This window comes from Collimonas rhizosphaerae (assembly GCF_038896935.1).
GTDB lineage: Bacteria > Pseudomonadota > Gammaproteobacteria > Burkholderiales > Burkholderiaceae_D > Collimonas > Collimonas rhizosphaerae.
The window spans coordinates 229,343-245,970 of record NZ_JBANDC010000003.1 but is presented as its reverse complement, the minus strand read 5'-3'; the positions used below and the strand labels follow the sequence as shown (position 1 = coordinate 245,970).

Annotated in this window: 16 protein-coding genes; 14 read left to right on the top strand and 2 right to left on the bottom strand. The window is 59.2% G+C overall.

Features of this window, described 5'->3' with window-relative positions; all coding sequences use genetic code 11:
• The first annotated feature begins 117 nt into the window (after positions 1–117).
• From pstS to V8G57_RS05550, 8 genes are all read left to right on the top strand, one after another.
• Positions 118–1,161, top strand: coding sequence for a phosphate ABC transporter substrate-binding protein PstS (pstS, locus tag V8G57_RS05585; protein ID WP_342828507.1), 1,044 nt, complete (start codon positions 118–120; stop codon positions 1,159–1,161).
• A gap of 275 nt (positions 1,162–1,436) precedes the next feature.
• Positions 1,437–2,444, top strand: a complete 1,008-nt coding sequence (pstC, locus tag V8G57_RS05580) for a phosphate ABC transporter permease subunit PstC (RefSeq protein ID WP_254784932.1) — start codon at positions 1,437–1,439, stop codon at positions 2,442–2,444.
• Positions 2,441–3,334 (top strand): phosphate ABC transporter permease PstA, encoded by an 894-nt coding sequence (gene pstA, locus V8G57_RS05575; RefSeq protein ID WP_092394162.1) that lies wholly within the window; start codon positions 2,441–2,443, stop codon positions 3,332–3,334. Before pstC ends, pstA begins: the two co-directional genes overlap by 4 nt.
• Before the next feature lie 38 nt (positions 3,335–3,372).
• Entirely contained in the window at positions 3,373–4,161 is a 789-nt protein-coding gene (gene pstB, locus V8G57_RS05570; RefSeq protein ID WP_092394159.1) for a phosphate ABC transporter ATP-binding protein PstB, read from the top strand.
• 49 nt (positions 4,162–4,210) lie between these two features.
• On the top strand, positions 4,211–4,915 hold the full coding sequence (gene phoU, locus V8G57_RS05565; protein WP_092394156.1) for a phosphate signaling complex protein PhoU: 705 nt from the start codon (positions 4,211–4,213) through the stop codon (positions 4,913–4,915).
• 25 nt (positions 4,916–4,940) lie between these two features.
• On the top strand, positions 4,941–5,630 hold the full coding sequence (locus V8G57_RS05560) for a winged helix-turn-helix domain-containing protein (RefSeq protein WP_144736864.1): 690 nt from the start codon (positions 4,941–4,943) through the stop codon (positions 5,628–5,630).
• Positions 5,631–5,718: 88 nt separating this feature from the next.
• Entirely contained in the window at positions 5,719–7,029 is a 1,311-nt protein-coding gene (gene phoR / locus V8G57_RS05555; RefSeq protein WP_092394150.1) for a phosphate regulon sensor histidine kinase PhoR, read from the top strand.
• Positions 7,030–7,255: 226 nt separating this feature from the next.
• Entirely contained in the window at positions 7,256–8,092 is an 837-nt protein-coding gene (locus tag V8G57_RS05550; protein ID WP_425458235.1) for a patatin-like phospholipase family protein, read from the top strand.
• Positions 8,093–8,187: 95 nt separating this feature from the next.
• Here the strand turns inward: V8G57_RS05550 and V8G57_RS05545 are convergent, their stop codons facing one another.
• Complete coding sequence (locus V8G57_RS05545; RefSeq protein ID WP_425458234.1) at positions 8,188–8,640, bottom strand: C40 family peptidase; 453 nt, start codon at positions 8,638–8,640, stop codon at positions 8,188–8,190.
• A gap of 386 nt (positions 8,641–9,026) precedes the next feature.
• On the opposite strand from V8G57_RS05545, the gene V8G57_RS05540 reads away from it, so the two are divergent.
• The 5 genes from V8G57_RS05540 (at position 9,027) to V8G57_RS05520 (ending at position 15,415) form a co-directional block, all read left to right on the top strand.
• Positions 9,027–9,434: a GlcG/HbpS family heme-binding protein gene (locus V8G57_RS05540; RefSeq protein ID WP_092394141.1), complete on the top strand. Its 408-nt coding sequence runs from the start codon at positions 9,027–9,029 to the stop codon at positions 9,432–9,434.
• Positions 9,435–9,807: 373 nt separating this feature from the next.
• On the top strand, positions 9,808–10,986 hold the full coding sequence (gene carA / locus V8G57_RS05535; RefSeq protein ID WP_092394350.1) for a glutamine-hydrolyzing carbamoyl-phosphate synthase small subunit: 1,179 nt from the start codon (positions 9,808–9,810) through the stop codon (positions 10,984–10,986).
• Entirely contained in the window at positions 10,979–14,200 is a 3,222-nt protein-coding gene (gene carB, locus V8G57_RS05530; protein ID WP_092394137.1) for a carbamoyl-phosphate synthase large subunit, read from the top strand. Before carA ends, carB begins: the two co-directional genes overlap by 8 nt.
• Positions 14,201–14,417: 217 nt before the next feature.
• Positions 14,418–14,894, top strand: coding sequence for a transcription elongation factor GreA (gene greA / locus V8G57_RS05525; RefSeq protein ID WP_092394134.1), 477 nt, complete (start codon positions 14,418–14,420; stop codon positions 14,892–14,894).
• A gap of 65 nt (positions 14,895–14,959) precedes the next feature.
• On the top strand, positions 14,960–15,415 hold the full coding sequence (locus tag V8G57_RS05520) for a DUF4149 domain-containing protein (RefSeq protein ID WP_092394131.1): 456 nt from the start codon (positions 14,960–14,962) through the stop codon (positions 15,413–15,415).
• A 49-nt stretch (positions 15,416–15,464) separates the two neighbouring features.
• On the opposite strand, the gene V8G57_RS05515 is transcribed toward V8G57_RS05520, so the two are convergent.
• On the bottom strand, positions 15,465–15,935 hold the full coding sequence (locus V8G57_RS05515; protein ID WP_092394128.1) for a YhbY family RNA-binding protein: 471 nt from the start codon (positions 15,933–15,935) through the stop codon (positions 15,465–15,467).
• 31 nt (positions 15,936–15,966) lie between these two features.
• Here V8G57_RS05515 and V8G57_RS05510 point away from each other — a divergent pair, with 31 nt between their 5' ends.
• A complete protein-coding gene (locus V8G57_RS05510; protein ID WP_092394125.1) occupies positions 15,967–16,611 on the top strand; it encodes an RlmE family RNA methyltransferase in 645 nt (214 codons plus the stop codon).
• The last annotated feature ends 17 nt before the right edge of the window (positions 16,612–16,628 follow it).

Below are 16,628 nucleotides of genomic sequence, written 5' to 3'. Positions count from 1 at the left end.
GTTAGAGTTCGCCCTGTCTCAGGGGCTGTTGTGAAATTGGCTTCCTTGCAAGGAGATGGATTTCACAACAGTCTCGACTTGGGCACACCACATCTATAGTCAACAAGGGAGTAACAAATGCGATTGAATCACTTCGTTAAAGCCGCCATCCTGGCAATGGGTTCGACACTGGCGGTTTCTTCGGTCATGGCAGCGGAAATCACCGGCGCCGGCGCTTCTTTTCCTTATCCGATCTACTCCAAATGGGCTGAAGCCTACAAAACCGCGACCGGCAACAGCCTGAACTATCAATCGATCGGCTCCGGCGGCGGCATCAAGCAGATCAAGGCGAAAACCGTGGATTTCGGCGCTTCCGACATGCCCCTGAAGGTGGAAGACCTGAACACTGACAACCTGGCGCAGTTCCCGGCGATCATGGGCGGCGTGGTGCCGGTCGTTAACCTGGATGGCGTTACTCCTGGCCAAGTCAAGCTGACCGGCCCTGTGCTGGCTGACATCTACCTGGGCAAGATCACCAAATGGAATGCGCCTGAAATCACGGCTATCAATCCAGGCGTGAAACTGCCGGCGGACGACATCACCGTGGTGTATCGCGCTGACGGCTCCGGCACTTCGTTCGTGTTCACCAGCTACCTGTCGAAGACCAGCCCTGCGTTCAAGACCGGCGTTGGCGCCGGCACCGCGGTCAAATGGCCAGTCGGCGTAGGCGGCAAGGGTAACGAAGGCGTCGCTGCCAACGTGCAAAAGATCAAGGGTTCGATCGGTTATGTTGAATACGCCTATGCCAAGAAAAACAAGCTGCAGCATACCCAGCTGAAGAATCGTGACGGCGGCTTCGTGCAACCGGACGACGAGACTTTCAAGGCTGCCGCAGCCGGCGCCGATTGGGCCAAGACGCCAGGTTTCGCGGTGGATTTCACCGACGCAGCCGGCAAGACCAGCTGGCCTATCACCAGTGCGTCGTTCATCCTGATCCACAAAACCCAGGCCGACGCTGCCAAGGGCAAGGAAGTCCTGAAGTTCTTTGAATGGGCATACAAGAACGGCGGCGCTTCTGCTGCCGAACTGGACTATGTTGCGATTCCTGCATCGGTGGTGAAACTGGTGGAAGAGTCCTGGAAAGCCCAGATCAAGGATAACGCCGGTAAAGCCGTCTGGTAATTGTCCTGCCTTGGCGCATGCTTGAGCTGGCTCAAGCATGCGCTGCAAGCATTGTTCGTGTCGCATGTGTTGAAAATGCTGGTTGTTGAAAATACGCGTGGCGGACAGTTGTTCGGGGAATGTCGAAGAACTGTCCGCATCGTTGAATGTTTTTGGATCACCTAGTCTCTACGCGAAACATCTCCAGGTCGAGCGCGGTCTGGTAGTTGAAATTTCCGCCGCCGCTTCTTATTCTTCATTGGATATCGCTACTCATGAGTGCAAATATTCCTGTCATGGCACAATCGATCTCACCCCAGGCAATCAGCGCTGAAGAAGCGGGTTTATCGCATCAGAGCCTGCTTGCCGCGATGCGCAAGCAGCGCATCCAGGATTTTCTTTTCCACAAGGTCACGCTGCTGTTTTCGCTGATCGTGCTGCTGGTCTTGCTCGGCATCATCGTTTGCCTGGCGATCGGCGCCTGGCCGGTGTTCCGCGAGTTCGGGCCATCGTTCATCACCACCGTCGAGTGGGATCCGGTCAACGACCACTATGGCGCCATGATCGCCATCGTCGGCACCCTGGTGACCTCGTTCATCGCGCTGGCGATCGCGTTTCCGGTAAGTTTCGGGATCGCCTTGTTCCTCACCGAAATCTGCCCGGCGAAATTGCGCCGTCCGCTGGGCACCGCCGTCGAGCTGCTGGCCGGCGTGCCGAGCATCATCTACGGCATGTGGGGACTGTTTGTATTCGCCCCGCTGTTTGCCAAATACGGCCAGCCTTTCCTGTCCTCCACGCTGGGCCAGCTGCCGCTGATCGGCGCCTTGTTCAACGGCCCGAAAATGGGCATTGGCTTGCTGACCGCCGGCCTGATCCTGGCGGTGATGATCATCCCATTCATCTCTTCCGTCATGCGGGACGTATTTGAAGTGGTTCCTGCGGTGCTGAAAGAATCCGCCTACGGCCTTGGCTGCACGCGCTGGGAAGTGGTGCGCAAGGTGGTGCTGCCGTACGCCAAGACCGGCGTCGTCGGCGGCGTCATGCTCGGCCTCGGGCGCGCTTTGGGCGAGACCATGGCGGTGACGTTCGTGATCGGCAATGCACAGCGGCTGTCCTGGTCGCTGTTCGCCTCCGGCAACAGTATTGCCTCGACGCTGGCCAATGAAATCGCCGAGGCTTCCACCACGCTGCACGTATCGGCCTTGTTTGCGCTGGGCCTGATCCTGTTCGTGATTACCTTCATCGTCTTGTCGATCGCCAAAATCATGTTGATGGGCATGTCCCGTAAAGAAGGTGCCAAATGAAAAATTCCCTGCAAGCGGATGCCGATATCCAGGCTAACCCGCTGGTCAACCCGGTCTACCGCAAGCGCCTGCTGATGCATCGCTTCGGCATGGTGCTGTCATTCCTGGCGATGGCCTTGGGCATAGCCGTGCTGGCCTGGATCCTGGCGACGCTGGTGATCAAAGGTTTCGGCGCGCTGAACCTCGGCATCCTGACGCAAAACACGCCGGCCCCGGGTTCCGGCGCCGGCGGCTTGCTGAACCCGATCATCGGCAGCCTGATGCTGGTGGGGCTGGCGACCGTGATCAGCACCCCGGTCGGCATCCTGGCAGGCATCTACCTGGCCGAATACGGCGAAGAGAGCAGGCTGGCGCAGGTGACGCGTTTTGTGACCGACATCATGCTGTCGGCGCCGTCGATCGTGATCGGCTTGTTTGTCTACGCCATCTACGTTGCCAAGGTTGGCCATTTCTCGGGCTGGGCCGGTACGTTTGCCTTGTCCCTGATTGCGGTGCCGGTGGTGGTGCGCACTACCGACAACATGTTGAAACTGGTGCCGGGCAACCTGCGCGAAGCAGCATTCGCGCTGGGCGCGCCGCGCTGGAAAGTGGCCTTGCTGGTGCGCCTGCGTGCGGTCAAGGCCGGCGTGGTCACCGGCGTCCTGCTGGCGGTGGCGCGGATTGCCGGCGAAACGGCGCCGTTGCTGTTCACGGCCTTGAACAACCAGTTCTTCAGCACCAACATGAACAAGCCGATTGCCAACCTGCCGGTGGTGATCAGCCAGTTTGCGATGAGCCCGTTCGACAACTGGGTGCCGCTGGCGTGGGGCGGCGCATTGCTGATCACCTTCAGCGTGCTGGCCTTGAACATCGTGTCGCGTTCGCTTTTCAGCCAGAAAATTCCAGGTTAACGAATTCACTTAGATTGCCATCCTTACTGGTCAATATTATGCAAACCTCAATCAAACCGAATACTCTCGACAAGCAGCCGACCATAGAAATCTCGCAGCTGAATTTTTACTATGGCGCGTTCCAGGGCTTGAAGAATATCAACCTGCATGTCAATGAAAAGAAAGTGACTGCATTCATCGGCCCTTCGGGCTGCGGCAAATCGACCTTGCTGCGCACCCTGAACCGGATGTACGACCTGTACCCGGGCCAGCGCGCGGAAGGCAAGATCATGTACGCCGGCCGCAACATCCTGGAAGCGGGGCAGGACCTGAACATGCTGCGCGCCAAGGTTGGCATGGTGTTCCAGAAGCCGACGCCGTTTCCGATGTCGATCTACGACAACATCGCATTCGGCATCCGCCTGTATGAAAACCTGCCCAAGGGCGAGATGGACGAGCGCGTCGAGTGGGCCTTGTCGAAGGCTGCCCTGTGGGGCGAGGTCAAGGACAAGCTGAACAAGAGCGGCCTGAGCCTGTCCGGCGGCCAGCAGCAGCGCCTGTGCATTGCGCGCAGCGTGGCGGTGCGCCCCGATGTCTTGCTGCTGGACGAGCCGACCTCGGCGCTGGATCCGATCTCGACCGCCAAGGTGGAAGAACTGATCAGCGAGCTGAAGCAGGATTACACCATCGCCATCGTGACCCATAACATGCAACAGGCGGCGCGCTGTTCCGACTACACCGCCTACATGTATCTGGGCGAGCTGGTGGAATTCGGCGAAACCGACCAGATCTTCATGAACCCGGCACGGAAAGAGACGCAGGATTACATCACGGGCCGCTTCGGTTAATGCCAGCGACAGCCTCAACCTTGACGCGTAAAGAACAGAAGGAAACAAGATGACCGGCGAACACTCTTCAAAACAGTACGATACGGACCTGGAAACCATACGTTCCAAGGTATTGCTCATGGGCGGCCTGGTCGAGCGCCAGTTCCAAGAAGCGATCAACGTTTTCCGCAACGGCAACCTCGATGCGGCGGAACGGGTGATCAAGGACGACGACCAGGTCAACCGCCTGGAAATCGAGCTGGACGACGCCTGCAGCCACCTGATCGTGCGCCGCCAGCCGACCGCCAACGACCTGCGCACGGTGATGGCGACCATCAAGGTGATCACCGACCTGGAGCGGATCGGCGACGAAGCGGCAAAAATCGCGCGCACTGCGATCCATCTGCACAAGCGCGGCGCCGGCACCATCGACCATACCGAAACGGTGCGCGTCATCGCTGTCGGCGCGGCCGACCTGCTGCACGATGCGCTGGATGCGCTGGCGCGCCTGGATGAAAAACAGGCCATGAAGCTGATCGCGCAAGACGAAGTGATCGACCGCGATTTCCGTTCGATCATGCGCAACCTGATTACTTTCATGATGGAAGATCCGCGCACGATTTCGGCGTCGATGGATACCCTGTGGGTGGCCAAGGCGGTCGAACGCATCGGCGACCATGCCAAGAACATTGCCGAATACGTGATCTACATTGTCGAGGGCAAGGATATCCGCCATACCGATTACGCCACCAGCCAGTTCGATGACGAAGTGTAATGTCATGTCAACCGCGTGTTAAAAAATGGCCGCTGATAAAACATCCATCCTGATCATTGAAGACGAGCCGGCGATCGCCGAACTGATTGGTTTCACCATCAAGGAAGCCGGCTGGACTCCCTCCATCGTGCATACCGCCGCCGATGGCTGGGAATTCGTCCAGCGCCGCACGCCGCACCTGGTGCTGCTGGACTGGATGCTGCCGGACCAGAGCGGTTTGCGCCTGCTGTCGCAAATGCGCGCCGACCGCCAGCTGCAGTCCATGCTGATCATGATGCTGACCGCGAAAAGCATGGAAGAGGACAAGATCTCCGGCCTCGACAACGGCGCCGACGACTACATGACCAAGCCGTTTTCGCCGCGTGAGCTGACCTCACGGGTCAAGGCCCTGCTGCGGCGCAAGGGGACCGACGAAGTCCCCGGCATGATGTCGGCCGGCGCGGTGTCGCTCGATCCGGCCAGCTGTTCAGTCTGCCTGGAAAACCAGAAAATCGATATCGGCCACGCCGAATACCGCCTGCTGAAATTCTTCATGGCCAATCCAGACCGGGTGTTCTCGCGCAGCCAGCTGCTGGACAAGGTCTGGGGCGACCACGTGGTGATCGAAGAACGCACCGTCGATGTCCATGTGCTGCGCCTGCGCAAGGCGCTGCGCGAATCGGAACACCTGATCCGCACGGTGCGCAGCGTCGGCTACATGCTTTCGGCAAAATAGCGCAATAATATACAGCTGGGTTTCAAGCGCTGGCCGGTTGCCGTGATCCGGCGCTGTGAACGATGCTCCCCTCGCATAATAGTGATTTATGAATCCACAGATGTTGTTCTGGATCCCGGCATTGCTGCGGATCCTGCTGATCTTTGTCATCTCAGGCGTGGTCTGGGCCTTGTTTGGCGTACTGCCCGGCCTGCTGCTGGGTTTGGCCCTGATGTCGGTTGCGGTTGTGGTGCAGCTGCATTACCTGTTCCGGCTCAGCGGCTGGCTCGATAATCCGCGCAGCGAAAAGCTGCCGGACGGCTGGGGTGCGTGGACCGACATTTTTTCGCGCCTGTACCGCTTGCGGCGCGACGACGAGAAACACCAGACCGAACTGAGCGAATGGCTGGCGCGCTTCCGCCAGGCCATGCACTTGCTGCCTGACGGCGTTGTCATCATGGACGACGTCTTGTTCCTGGAGTGGTGCAATCCGGCCGCCGAACGCCATCTTGGACTGCAGCATGGGCGCGACAAGGGCATGCGGGTGACCAACCTGATCCGCACCCCGGACTTTATCGATTACATCATCCTGGGCCGTTACGACCAGCCGCTGACCCTGAGCCTGCGCGAGCGCAAGCTGATCGTGCAGATCATCCCGTTCGAGAACCGGCGCCAGATCCTGGTGACCCACGACGCCACCGAATCCGAAAGGATCGACATGATGCGGCGCGATTTCATCGCCAATGCGTCGCATGAACTGCGCACACCGCTGACCGTGATCAACGGCTTCCTGGAAATTGCGCAGGCGCAGCCGGATCTCGACCCGAAAACCCGCGCCGGCCACCTGCAGCTGATGACAGAGCAGGGACACCGCATGCAGAACCTGATCGGCGACATGCTGACCCTGACGCGGCTAGAGTCGATCGATTATCCCTTGCGTCCCGAACCGGTGGACATGCAGGCCATGCTGCGCAGCCTGCTGCTGGAAGCCGAGGTGCTGTCGGCTGGCAAGCACAGCTTTTCGCTGGCGGTCGACGGGCCCGACATCAACGGCAGCAACGACGAGCTGCGCAGCGCTTTCAGCAACCTGATTTCCAACGCTGTCCGCTACACGCCGGCCGGCGGCAAGATCCAGATTCTCTGGCAGAACGGCAAGGCCGGGCCGCAGCTGGTGGTCAGGGATTCGGGCATCGGCATCAGCGCCGAGCATATCTCGCGGTTGACCGAGCGTTTTTACCGTGTCGATAAAAGCCGTTCGCGCGAAACCCAGGGCACCGGCCTTGGCTTGGCGATCGTCAAGCATGTGCTGCTACGCCATCACGGCAGCCTGGTGGTCGAGTCGCGGCCTGGCGAGGGCAGCGTGTTTACCGTCAAATTGCCGGCAACGTCAATCGTTGCTGCGGCGAAAGATCAAGCGTAATTCCAGCGGCGCGGCGGTCTGAACTCTTCAACATCGGCTACAATTCTGCGGCGGCACTTGCCGCCGGCCGCGTTCGTTGTCGATGACTGACAGCGTTTGCGCTTCTTCTTCATCTTGCTCAATGTCCCGCCTCCCTCATATGTCCTTGCCACGCTTATTGCAGCCCCTGAGCCTCGTTTTATGCGTTTTGCTGGCCGCCTGCGGCAGCAACTCGATCGCGCCGCAAGTGCCGCCGGTGGCGGTCGCTCCGATTGTCCAGCCGAAAGTCCCCAAGCCGGTCAAGATCGGCCTGGCGCTGGGCGGGGGCGCTGCCCGCGGTTTTGCCCATATCGGCGTGATCAAGGCGCTGGAGGCGCAGGGGATCGTGCCGGACATCGTGGTCGGCACCAGCGCCGGCAGCGTGGTCGGCGCACTGTATGCGGCGGGCAATAACGGCTTTGCGCTGCAGAAGATCGCCTTGCAGATGGACGAAGCCGCCATTTCCGACTGGTCGGTGCCGTTCTTTGCCAAGGTCAGCGGCGTGCTGAAGGGCGAGGCGATCCAGAACTATGTCAACAAGACCATCCGCAATGTGCCTATCGAAAAGCTGAAAATCCCGTTCGGCGCCGTCGCCACCGATTTGAACAGCGGCGCGCCGATCCTGTTTCGCCGCGGCAATACCGGAGTCGCGGTGCGGGCTTCTTCGGCGGTGCCGGGCGTGTTCCAGTCGGTGAACATCGGCGGCCACCTGTATGTCGATGGCGGCCTGGTGTCGCCGGTGCCGGTGCGCTTTGCCCATGAAATGGGCGCGGATTTCGTGATTGCGGTGAATATTTCGGCTTCGCCTGAGGCGCAGGCCGCATCCAGTTCGGTCGATGTGCTGCTGCAGACTTTCGCCATCATGGGACAAAGCATCAATAGCTACGAATTGAAGGACGCCGACATTGTCATTCGTCCCGACCTGGGGGCGATGAAGGGCAACGACTTCGCCGCACGCAATACAGCGATCCTGGCCGGCGAGCAGGCAGCGATGGCGCAGATGGCGGCCATCAAGAAGAAATTGAAGGAAAAGCGCGAGGAATAACGGTGGGGGCGGGAGCGAAGCGAAGGCCAAGCGCGCACCAAGCAAAAAGCCCCTGGCAGTCTTCGACTGGCAGGGGCTTTTTGCAGGTAGAGCTGTTATTGATGGTTGTCGCTGCCAGGCTCTGGATCGTTGATGCGGCGCGCGCCGTTAAAGCGCGATTTCCAGTAAGCCAGGTCCATGCTTTCGATGCGGACTTTGCCGCCGGTGGACGGGGCGTGGATGAACTTGTTGTCGCCCAGGTAGATACCGACGTGGGAGAAGCTGCGGCGCAGCGTGTTATAGAACACCAGGTCGCCCGGCTTCAAGTCCTGCTTGTCGATTTTTTCACCGCTGCGGCTCAGTTCGGCTGCCGTGCGCGGAACATTGACGCCCCAGGCGTCCTTGAAAACATACCGTACCAGGCCGCTGCAATCCAGGCCGTTTTCCGGGTTATTGCCACCGTATTTGTAGTGAATGCCGATCATGCCCATTGCGCTGACAGCCAAGTCCGACGCCCGATCGGTAAATTGCTGGAGTTTGCTGCGGGTGCTGCTCGGTTGCGGCCGCATGTCGATATCGGTGATATCGGAAGCGCGGGCGGGACTGCACAGCCATAAGCCGGCGAGCAGCGCGCAAGCGAGCGCGAAGGTCTGGAATAGGGGGAAGGCTTCTTTGATCGTCATCGTTACGGGTGGGCGTTGGGACATTACGATCGCACGAATGTAAGTGAATAAGAGGTACCTGTCAAACTTGGCAGGCGACGGGGGCAAACTATATCATGTCAATACACTAATTAAAATCAGATAAATCCGAACGGCGGCAGGGAATTTCCTGCATTTGGGTTTTCTTCCAAGCAAATATCGCGCCAGAAATAATCTGCCGGGAATGACGGCGGCGCAGATGCCTATTGCAGAGCACTAAAGTACAATAATCAGTTATTTCACAAGGAGCAAAAATGAAATCCAAACAAGTGTTGACACTCGACGATGTCAAGAAAATCGCTGCGGCTGCAGAGGCTGAGGCGGTGAAGAACCGCTGGGCTGTGACAATTTCGATCGTTGACGATGGCGGCCACTTGCTGTGGCTGCAACGGCTCGACGGCTGCGCGCCGATTTCGGCCCATATCGCGCCGGCCAAGGCCAAGACAGCTGCGCTGGGCCAGCGTGAATCGAAGATTTACGAAGACATGATCAACAACGGCCGTTTCTCGTTCATTACCGCACCAAACCTGGAAGGTTTGCTGGAGGGCGGGGTGCCTATCGTGGTCGGCGGCGAATATCTTGGCGCAGTCGGCGTTTCCGGCGTGAAGTCGAGCGAAGACGTGCAGATCGCCAAGGCCGGCATTGCCGCTTTGAGCGCCTGATCCGAGACCGGGGACCACGGTCGGCTGCCGCGGTTTGCCGGTTCGGAATGCCGGACCGGCAAACTGACCAATATTGTCTGCGGCATCCTCTGTTGCGGCGCTGTTTGTCAGTTAAGTTGTCAATTGCATCATCGCCGCATGTCTTTGCAAATTATTTATACAAAAACCCTCAGCTTGGCGTCGGATCGGATTGCCGGGTAGGTCGTTGTCGGCTATAATTGCAGGGTTTAGCCCAATTTACTCCGCCGTAGCGCGTACCACCTTCCATCTCGTCCCAAAAAGACTAATAAAGCCGCCAAATCAACACTGTTTGGGGTTTCATAGCGGTCGTTTGGCGCAGCGCAGCGGCGGTAACAACATCAGGAGTTACCCCTTGCAGCCATTTTTTTCTGGCCTCACCGTACCGGCCATCCTCGCGCTAGCAGATGGGACGATTTTCCAAGGTATTTCCATTGGCGCTGCCGGTCATACGACTGGCGAAGTCGTATTCAATACCGCCATGACCGGCTACCAGGAAATCCTCACCGATCCAAGCTATAGCCGCCAGATCGTCACCCTTACTTATCCGCATATCGGCAATACCGGCGTCAATGAAGAAGATGTCGAATCTTCGCAAATCCATGCCGCCGGCCTCATCATCCGCGACCTGCCGCGCCTGGTCTCGAATTTCCGTTCCACCAAGACCCTCGACGCCTACCTGCAGGAATCGAACATCGTCGCCATCGCCGGCATCGATACCCGCAAGCTGACCCGCATCCTGCGCGAAAAGGGTGCGCAGGGCGGCGCCATCGTTGCCGGCGAGCAGGATATCGCAGCCGCAACCGCCAAGGCGCTGGAACTGGCGCGCGGTTTCCCCGGCCTGGCCGGCATGGACCTGGCCAAGGTGGTTTCGACCACCAAGGCTTACAGCTGGAGCCAGACGGAATGGCGCCTCGGCCGCGGCTACGATCAGCAGATCACGCCTAAATACCACGTGGTGGCGTTCGACTACGGCGTCAAGTTCAATATCCTGCGCATGCTGGCGCAGCGCGGCTGCAAGATTACCGTGCTGCCGGCCCAGGCTTCGGCTGCCGATGCGCTGGCGCTCAACCCGGACGGGATTTTCCTGTCCAACGGTCCTGGCGACCCGGAGCCTTGCGACTACGCGATTGCCGCCACCAAGGAACTGATCGAGCGCGGCGTGCCGACCTTCGGCATCTGCCTCGGCCACCAGATCATGGCGCTGGCCTCCGGCGCCAAGACGCTGAAGATGAAGTTCGGCCACCACGGCGCCAATCATCCGGTGCAGGACCTGGACAGCAAGCAAGTGCTGATCACTTCGCAAAACCACGGTTTTGCAGTGGATGGCGCGACCTTGCCGGCCAATTGCCGCGTCACCCACGTTTCCCTGTTCGACGGTTCGCTGCAGGGTTTCGCCCGCACCGACAAGCCGGCGTTCTGCTTCCAGGGCCACCCGGAAGCGTCGCCCGGCCCGCATGACATCGCCCCCTTGTTCGATCGTTTCATTCAATTGATGAATCAAACGATGTTGGAGAAAAATAAAAATGCCTAAGCGTAGTGATTTAAAAAGTATCCTGATCATCGGCGCCGGCCCGATCATCATCGGCCAGGCCTGCGAGTTCGACTACTCCGGCGCGCAGGCTTGCAAGGCGCTGCGCGAAGAGGGTTACAAGGTAATCCTGGTCAACAGCAACCCGGCTACCATCATGACCGACCCGGAAATGGCCGATGTCACCTACATCGAGCCGATTACCTGGCAAGCGGTGGAGCGCATCATCGCCAAGGAAAAGCCGGACGCGATCCTGCCGACCATGGGCGGCCAGACCGCGCTGAACTGCGCGCTGGACCTGCATCGCCACGGCATCCTGGAAAAATACAAGGTTGAACTGATCGGCGCTTCCCCGGAAGCGATCGACAAGGCTGAAGACCGTTCCAAGTTCAAGGCTGCAATGACCAAGATCGGCCTCGGTTCGGCCCGTTCCGGCGTGGCCCACACCATGGAAGAATCGTGGGGCGTGCAGAAGGAACTCGGCTTCCCGGTCATCATCCGGCCGTCGTTCACCATGGGCGGCACCGGCGGCGGCATTGCCTACAACGCCGAAGAATTCGAAACCATCTGCAAGCGCGGCCTGGAAGCATCGCCGACCAAGGAGCTGCTGATCGAAGAATCGCTGATCGGCTGGAAAGAGTACGAGATGGAAGTGGTGCGCGACAAGGCGGACAACTGCATCATCGTCTGCTCGATCGAAAACCTGGATCCGATGGGCGTGCATACCGGCGACTCGATCACGGTAGCGCCGGCGCAGACGCTGACCGACAAGGAATACCAGATCATGCGTAACGCCTCGCTGGCGGTGCTGCGTGAGATCGGCGTCGATACCGGCGGCTCCAACGTGCAGTTTTCGGTCAACCCGGCTGACGGCCGCATGATCGTGATCGAAATGAATCCGCGCGTATCGCGTTCTTCGGCGCTGGCTTCCAAGGCGACCGGCTTCCCGATCGCCAAGATCGCGGCCAAGCTGGCCGTGGGTTTCACGCTCGACGAGTTGCGCAATGAAATTACCGGCGGCGCCACGCCGGCGTCGTTCGAGCCATCGATCGACTACGTGGTCACCAAGATTCCGCGTTTTGCGTTTGAAAAATTCCCGACCGCCGACAACCACCTGACGACCCAGATGAAATCGGTGGGCGAAGTGATGGCGATCGGCCGCACCTTCCAGGAATCGTTCCAGAAAGCCTTGCGCGGCCTTGAAGTTGGCGTCGACGGCATGAACGAAAAGACCCAGGACCGCGAAGTCATCGAAGAAGAACTCGGCGAGCCGGGCCCGGACCGCATCTGGTATGTGGGCGACGCGTTCGCCCAGGGTTTCACGCTGGAAGAAGTGCATCAGCTGACCCATATCGATCCGTGGTTCCTGTCGCAGATCAAGGAAATCGTCGATATCGAACTGTGGCTGGAAAACAGCCAGACGCTGGAAGCGCTGGATCGCGACACCTTGTTCCGCCTCAAGCAAAAGGGTTTCGGCGACCGCCGCCTGGCCAAGCTGCTGAAGACGACCGATACCGAAGTGCGCAAGAAACGCCTGGCCCTGAATATCCGCCCGGTCTACAAGCGTGTCGACACCTGCGCCGGCGAGTTTTCGACCAACACCGCCTACATGTACTCGACCTACGAGGAAGAGTGCGAATCGAACCCGACCAGCAAAAAGAAAATCATGGTGCTGGGCGGCGGTCCTAACCGCATCGGCCAGGGCATCGAATTCGATTATTGCTGCGTCCACGCGGCGCTGGCGATGCGCGAAGACGGCTACGAGACCATCATGGTCAACTGCAATCCGGAAACCGTGTCGACCGACTACGATACCTCGGACCGCCTGTATTTCGAGCCGGTGACGCTGGAAGACGTGCTGGAAATCGTCGACAAGGAAAAACCATACGGCGTGATCGTGCAGTATGGCGGCCAGACGCCTTTGAAGCTGGCGCTGGACCTGGAAGCCAACGGCGTGCCTATCGTCGGCACTTCGCCGGACATGATCGACGCGGCCGAAGACCGCGAGCGTTTCCAGAAGCTGCTGCACGACCTGAACCTGCGCCAGCCGCCTAACCGCACCGCGCGCACAGAAGAAGACGCATTGCGCCTGGCGCAGGAAATCGGCTATCCGCTGGTGGTGCGTCCTTCCTATGTATTGGGCGGCCGGGCGATGGAAATCGTCCACGAGCAGCGCGACCTCGAGCGCTACATGCGCGAAGCGGTCAAGGTTTCGCACGATTCGCCGGTATTGCTGGACCGCTTCCTGAACGACGCCATCGAAGTCGACGTCGATTGCCTGTCGGACGGCGACCGTACCTTCATCGGCGGCGTCATGGAACATATCGAGCAAGCTGGCGTGCACTCCGGCGATTCGGCCTGTTCGCTGCCGCCTTATTCGCTGGCGCCGGCCACCATCGAAGAGATCAAGCGGCAGACTGCGCTGATGGCCAAGGGCCTGAACGTGGTCGGTTTGATGAACGTGCAGTTTGCGATCCAGCAGATCGACGGCAAGGATGTCGTGTTTGTGCTGGAAGTCAATCCGCGCGCTTCGCGCACCGTGCCGTTCGTATCCAAGGCGACCGGTTTGCAGCTGGCCAAGATTGCGGCTCGCTGCATGGTCGGCCAGTCGCTGGACAGCCAGGGGATCAAGGACGAAGTGGTGCCGAAGTACTTCAGCGTCAAGGAAGCGGTGTTCCCGTTCGTGAAGTTCCCGGGCGTCGATACCATCCTCGGACCGGAAATGAAATCGACCGGCGAAGTGATGGGTGTCGGCAAGACCTTCGGCGAAGCGTTCGTCAAGTCGCAGCTCGGCGCCGGCATCAAGCTGCCGAAGTCGGGCAAGGTATTCCTCAGCGTCAAGGGCAGTGACAAGCCGCGCGCGGTGCAGGTAGCCAAGGACCTGGTAGCGATCGGCTTCTCGGTAGTGGCAACCAAGGGCACGGCAGCGGCGATCAGCGCTGCGGGCATCCCGGTGGAAACCGTGAACAAGGTAGTCGAAGGGCGCCCGCACGTGGTCGACATGATCAAGAACAATGAAATTTCATTGGTGATCAACACCGTCGAAGAAAAGCGCAGCGCGATTGTCGATTCGCGGGCGATCCGTACCTCGGCGCTGGCGGCCCATGCCACGACCTACACCACGATTGCCGGTGCGGAAGCGGCGGTCGAGGGGATGCGTCATCTGGACGAGTTGCATGTCTATGATTTACAAGGGCTGCATAAAACCTTACACTAAGGCCAGATCAGGATGTGCCTAGGCGCATCCTGAATCGCTTCCGGGCTGCAATCGGCGCCGGGAAGCCGACGAAACGCACAATTTAGCTACAGAAGTTCCTGCGGAGGTCATCAGCGCATCTTTTCCCGGTGCGTTTTTGACCTCCGTGACCTTTTATCGTGTGCGTGGCGCACCCTGCGTCATAAACCTTATTTAATATTTGTTGAATACCATCCCTATGAGCTCAGTACCTCTTACCAAGCATGGCGCGCAATTGCTGAAAGATGAATTGCATCATTTGAAAACCAAAGAGCGTCAAGCGGTCATCAAGGCCATCGCGGAAGCGCGCGCGCATGGCGATCTTTCGGAAAACGCGGATTACGATGCGGCGAAAGAGCGGCAAGGTTTTGTCGAAGGCCGGATCGCCGACCTGGAAGGGAAGCTGGGCGCCGCGCAGGTTATTGATCCGGCAACGCTGGATGCGGACGGACGCGTAGTGTTCGCCTCTACGGTCGACCTGGAAGACCTGGAGTCGGGCGATAAGGTGACTTATCAGATCGTCGGCACCGATGAAGCCGATATCAAGCTGTCCAAGGTTTCCGTGACTTCGCCGATCGCACGCGCGCTGATCGGCAAGACCGCGGGCGACGTGGTGGGCGTGCAAGCGCCATCCGGCATTCGCGAGTATGAAATCCTGGAAGTCCGCTACGTCTAAAGCGTGGCCATGACGGCGCCCGGCGGCGCCGGCGCAGCATTCGATCAGAAAATCCGGGAGCAGCAATGTTTGTAGTGCGATGCAGGTTGTTAGTCGCGACCTTGTGGGTCGGTAGTTTGTGGACGGTAGGCTATCTGGTTGCGCCGACCTTGTTTGCCACCTTGCCCGACCGCGTGCTGGCCGGCACCATCGCAGGGAGCCTGTTCCGGATCGAGGCCTGGCTGTCGGTGGCCTGCGGCATAGTCCTGGTCATGCTGTTCAGCTATCGCACCCACGACGATGCGGCGCCGTTGCGCAAGACCCTGATGCGGCTGGCGCTGGCGATGCTGGTTTGCACATTGGTCGGTTATTTCTGCATCCAGCCGTTCATGGCGGATTTGCGGGAGGCGGCGGCCGGCGGTGTCATGAGCGCCGACGCCAAGACCCGGTTCGGCATCCTGCATGGCGTCGCCAGCGGCATCTACCTGATCCAGAGCTTGCTGGGAGTGGGACTGATCCTGCGTTTGCGCAGCTTGCGCTAGGCGGCTGGCCGCCCCGCGCAGGCTGTGGTATTTGCCGAAGCGGCAGGCATCAACGGCCCAATGCGGATTTCTTGCTGCTTTTCTGACGCGGTTTGGCGCGCTTGATATTGCCGCCCTGGGTCACGCGTTCATTGCCTTTTACCATGACCTTGGTCACCGACGGCCGCTTGGTGCCGCTTGGGCTTGGTTTGACGATAGTCACTTCACGCATGCCCTTGCCGCGGCTTTCGCTGCGTTCTTTGGCAGCATCTTTTTGCGGCCGGTACAGGACCAGCAGCTTGCCGATGTGTTGTACCGGGGCTGCGCCGAGTTTTTCGCAAATGGTTTCGTAGATGGCAATCCGTGCCTCGCGATCATCACCGAATACACGCACTTTAATCAGGCCGTGCGAGTTCAGGCTGGCATCGATCTCTTTCATCAGGGACGGCTTCAAGCCATCTTCGCTGATCAGGACCACCGGATTCAGTCCGTGGGCTTGGGAACGGAGCTCGCTACGCTCGGCGGATGTAAGTTTCAACATAAAAATTCCTTAAAAACGGTATTCTACGCGAATGGCAAAGAAGAAATTAAACAAAAACTGGCTGCACGACCACATTAACGATCCTTATGTGAAGCTGGCGCAGAAAGAAGGCTACCGTGCGCGGGCCGCCTACAAGCTGAAAGAAATCGACGAACTGGACAAGCTGATCAAGCCTGGCCAGATCATTGTCGACCTTGGATCGACCCCGGGCAGCTGGTCGCAATACGCGCGCAACAAGCTGGCGGGCCAGGACGGCGGCGGTATCCACGGCATGATCATCGGCCTGGATATCCTGCCGATGGAGCCGATCGCCGATGTCCATTTCATCCAGGGCGACTTCCGCGAGGCGGACAGCCTGCGCCAGCTGGAGCGCCTGCTGGAAGGGCGCAAGGTGGACCTGGTGCTGTCCGACATGGCGCCCAACCTGTCCGGCATCGCCATTTCCGATGCGGCGCGGGTGGAGGAAATTATCGATTTGGCAATTGAATTTGCGCAGCAGCACATGAAGCCGGGCGGCGCCTTGCTGGCGAAATGTTTCAACGGCACCGGCTACAATGAAGTGCTGATGAAATTCCGCCAGGAATTCAAGACCGTGGCCTCTCGGAAGCCCAAAGCCAGCCGCGACAAGTCCTCGGAAATCTTCTTGCTTGGCAAGATATTGAAAAATCCAAGGTAATTAACAAGTTTTCCTTG

Excerpts from the sequence above, each read along its gene's own strand:
- pstS (WP_342828507.1), top strand. The coding sequence starts at position 118 with ATGCGATTGAATCACTTCGTTAAAGCCGCCATCCTGGCAATGGGTTCG.
- pstC (WP_254784932.1), top strand. The coding sequence starts at position 1,437 with ATGGCACAATCGATCTCACCCCAGGCAATCAGCGCTGAAGAAGCGGGT.
- pstA (WP_092394162.1), top strand. The coding sequence starts at position 2,441 with ATGAAAAATTCCCTGCAAGCGGATGCCGATATCCAGGCTAACCCGCTG.
- pstB (WP_092394159.1), top strand. The coding sequence starts at position 3,373 with ATGCAAACCTCAATCAAACCGAATACTCTCGACAAGCAGCCGACCATA.
- phoU (WP_092394156.1), top strand. The coding sequence starts at position 4,211 with ATGACCGGCGAACACTCTTCAAAACAGTACGATACGGACCTGGAAACC.
- V8G57_RS05560 (WP_144736864.1), top strand. The coding sequence starts at position 4,941 with ATGGCCGCTGATAAAACATCCATCCTGATCATTGAAGACGAGCCGGCG.
- phoR (WP_092394150.1), top strand. The coding sequence starts at position 5,719 with ATGAATCCACAGATGTTGTTCTGGATCCCGGCATTGCTGCGGATCCTG.
- V8G57_RS05545 (WP_425458234.1), bottom strand. The coding sequence starts at position 8,640 with ATGCGGCCGCAACCGAGCAGCACCCGCAGCAAACTCCAGCAATTTACC.
- V8G57_RS05540 (WP_092394141.1), top strand. The coding sequence starts at position 9,027 with ATGAAATCCAAACAAGTGTTGACACTCGACGATGTCAAGAAAATCGCT.
- carB (WP_092394137.1), top strand. The coding sequence starts at position 10,979 with ATGCCTAAGCGTAGTGATTTAAAAAGTATCCTGATCATCGGCGCCGGC.
- greA (WP_092394134.1), top strand. The coding sequence starts at position 14,418 with ATGAGCTCAGTACCTCTTACCAAGCATGGCGCGCAATTGCTGAAAGAT.
- V8G57_RS05520 (WP_092394131.1), top strand. The coding sequence starts at position 14,960 with ATGTTTGTAGTGCGATGCAGGTTGTTAGTCGCGACCTTGTGGGTCGGT.
- V8G57_RS05515 (WP_092394128.1), bottom strand. The coding sequence starts at position 15,935 with ATGTTGAAACTTACATCCGCCGAGCGTAGCGAGCTCCGTTCCCAAGCC.
- V8G57_RS05510 (WP_092394125.1), top strand. The coding sequence starts at position 15,967 with ATGGCAAAGAAGAAATTAAACAAAAACTGGCTGCACGACCACATTAAC.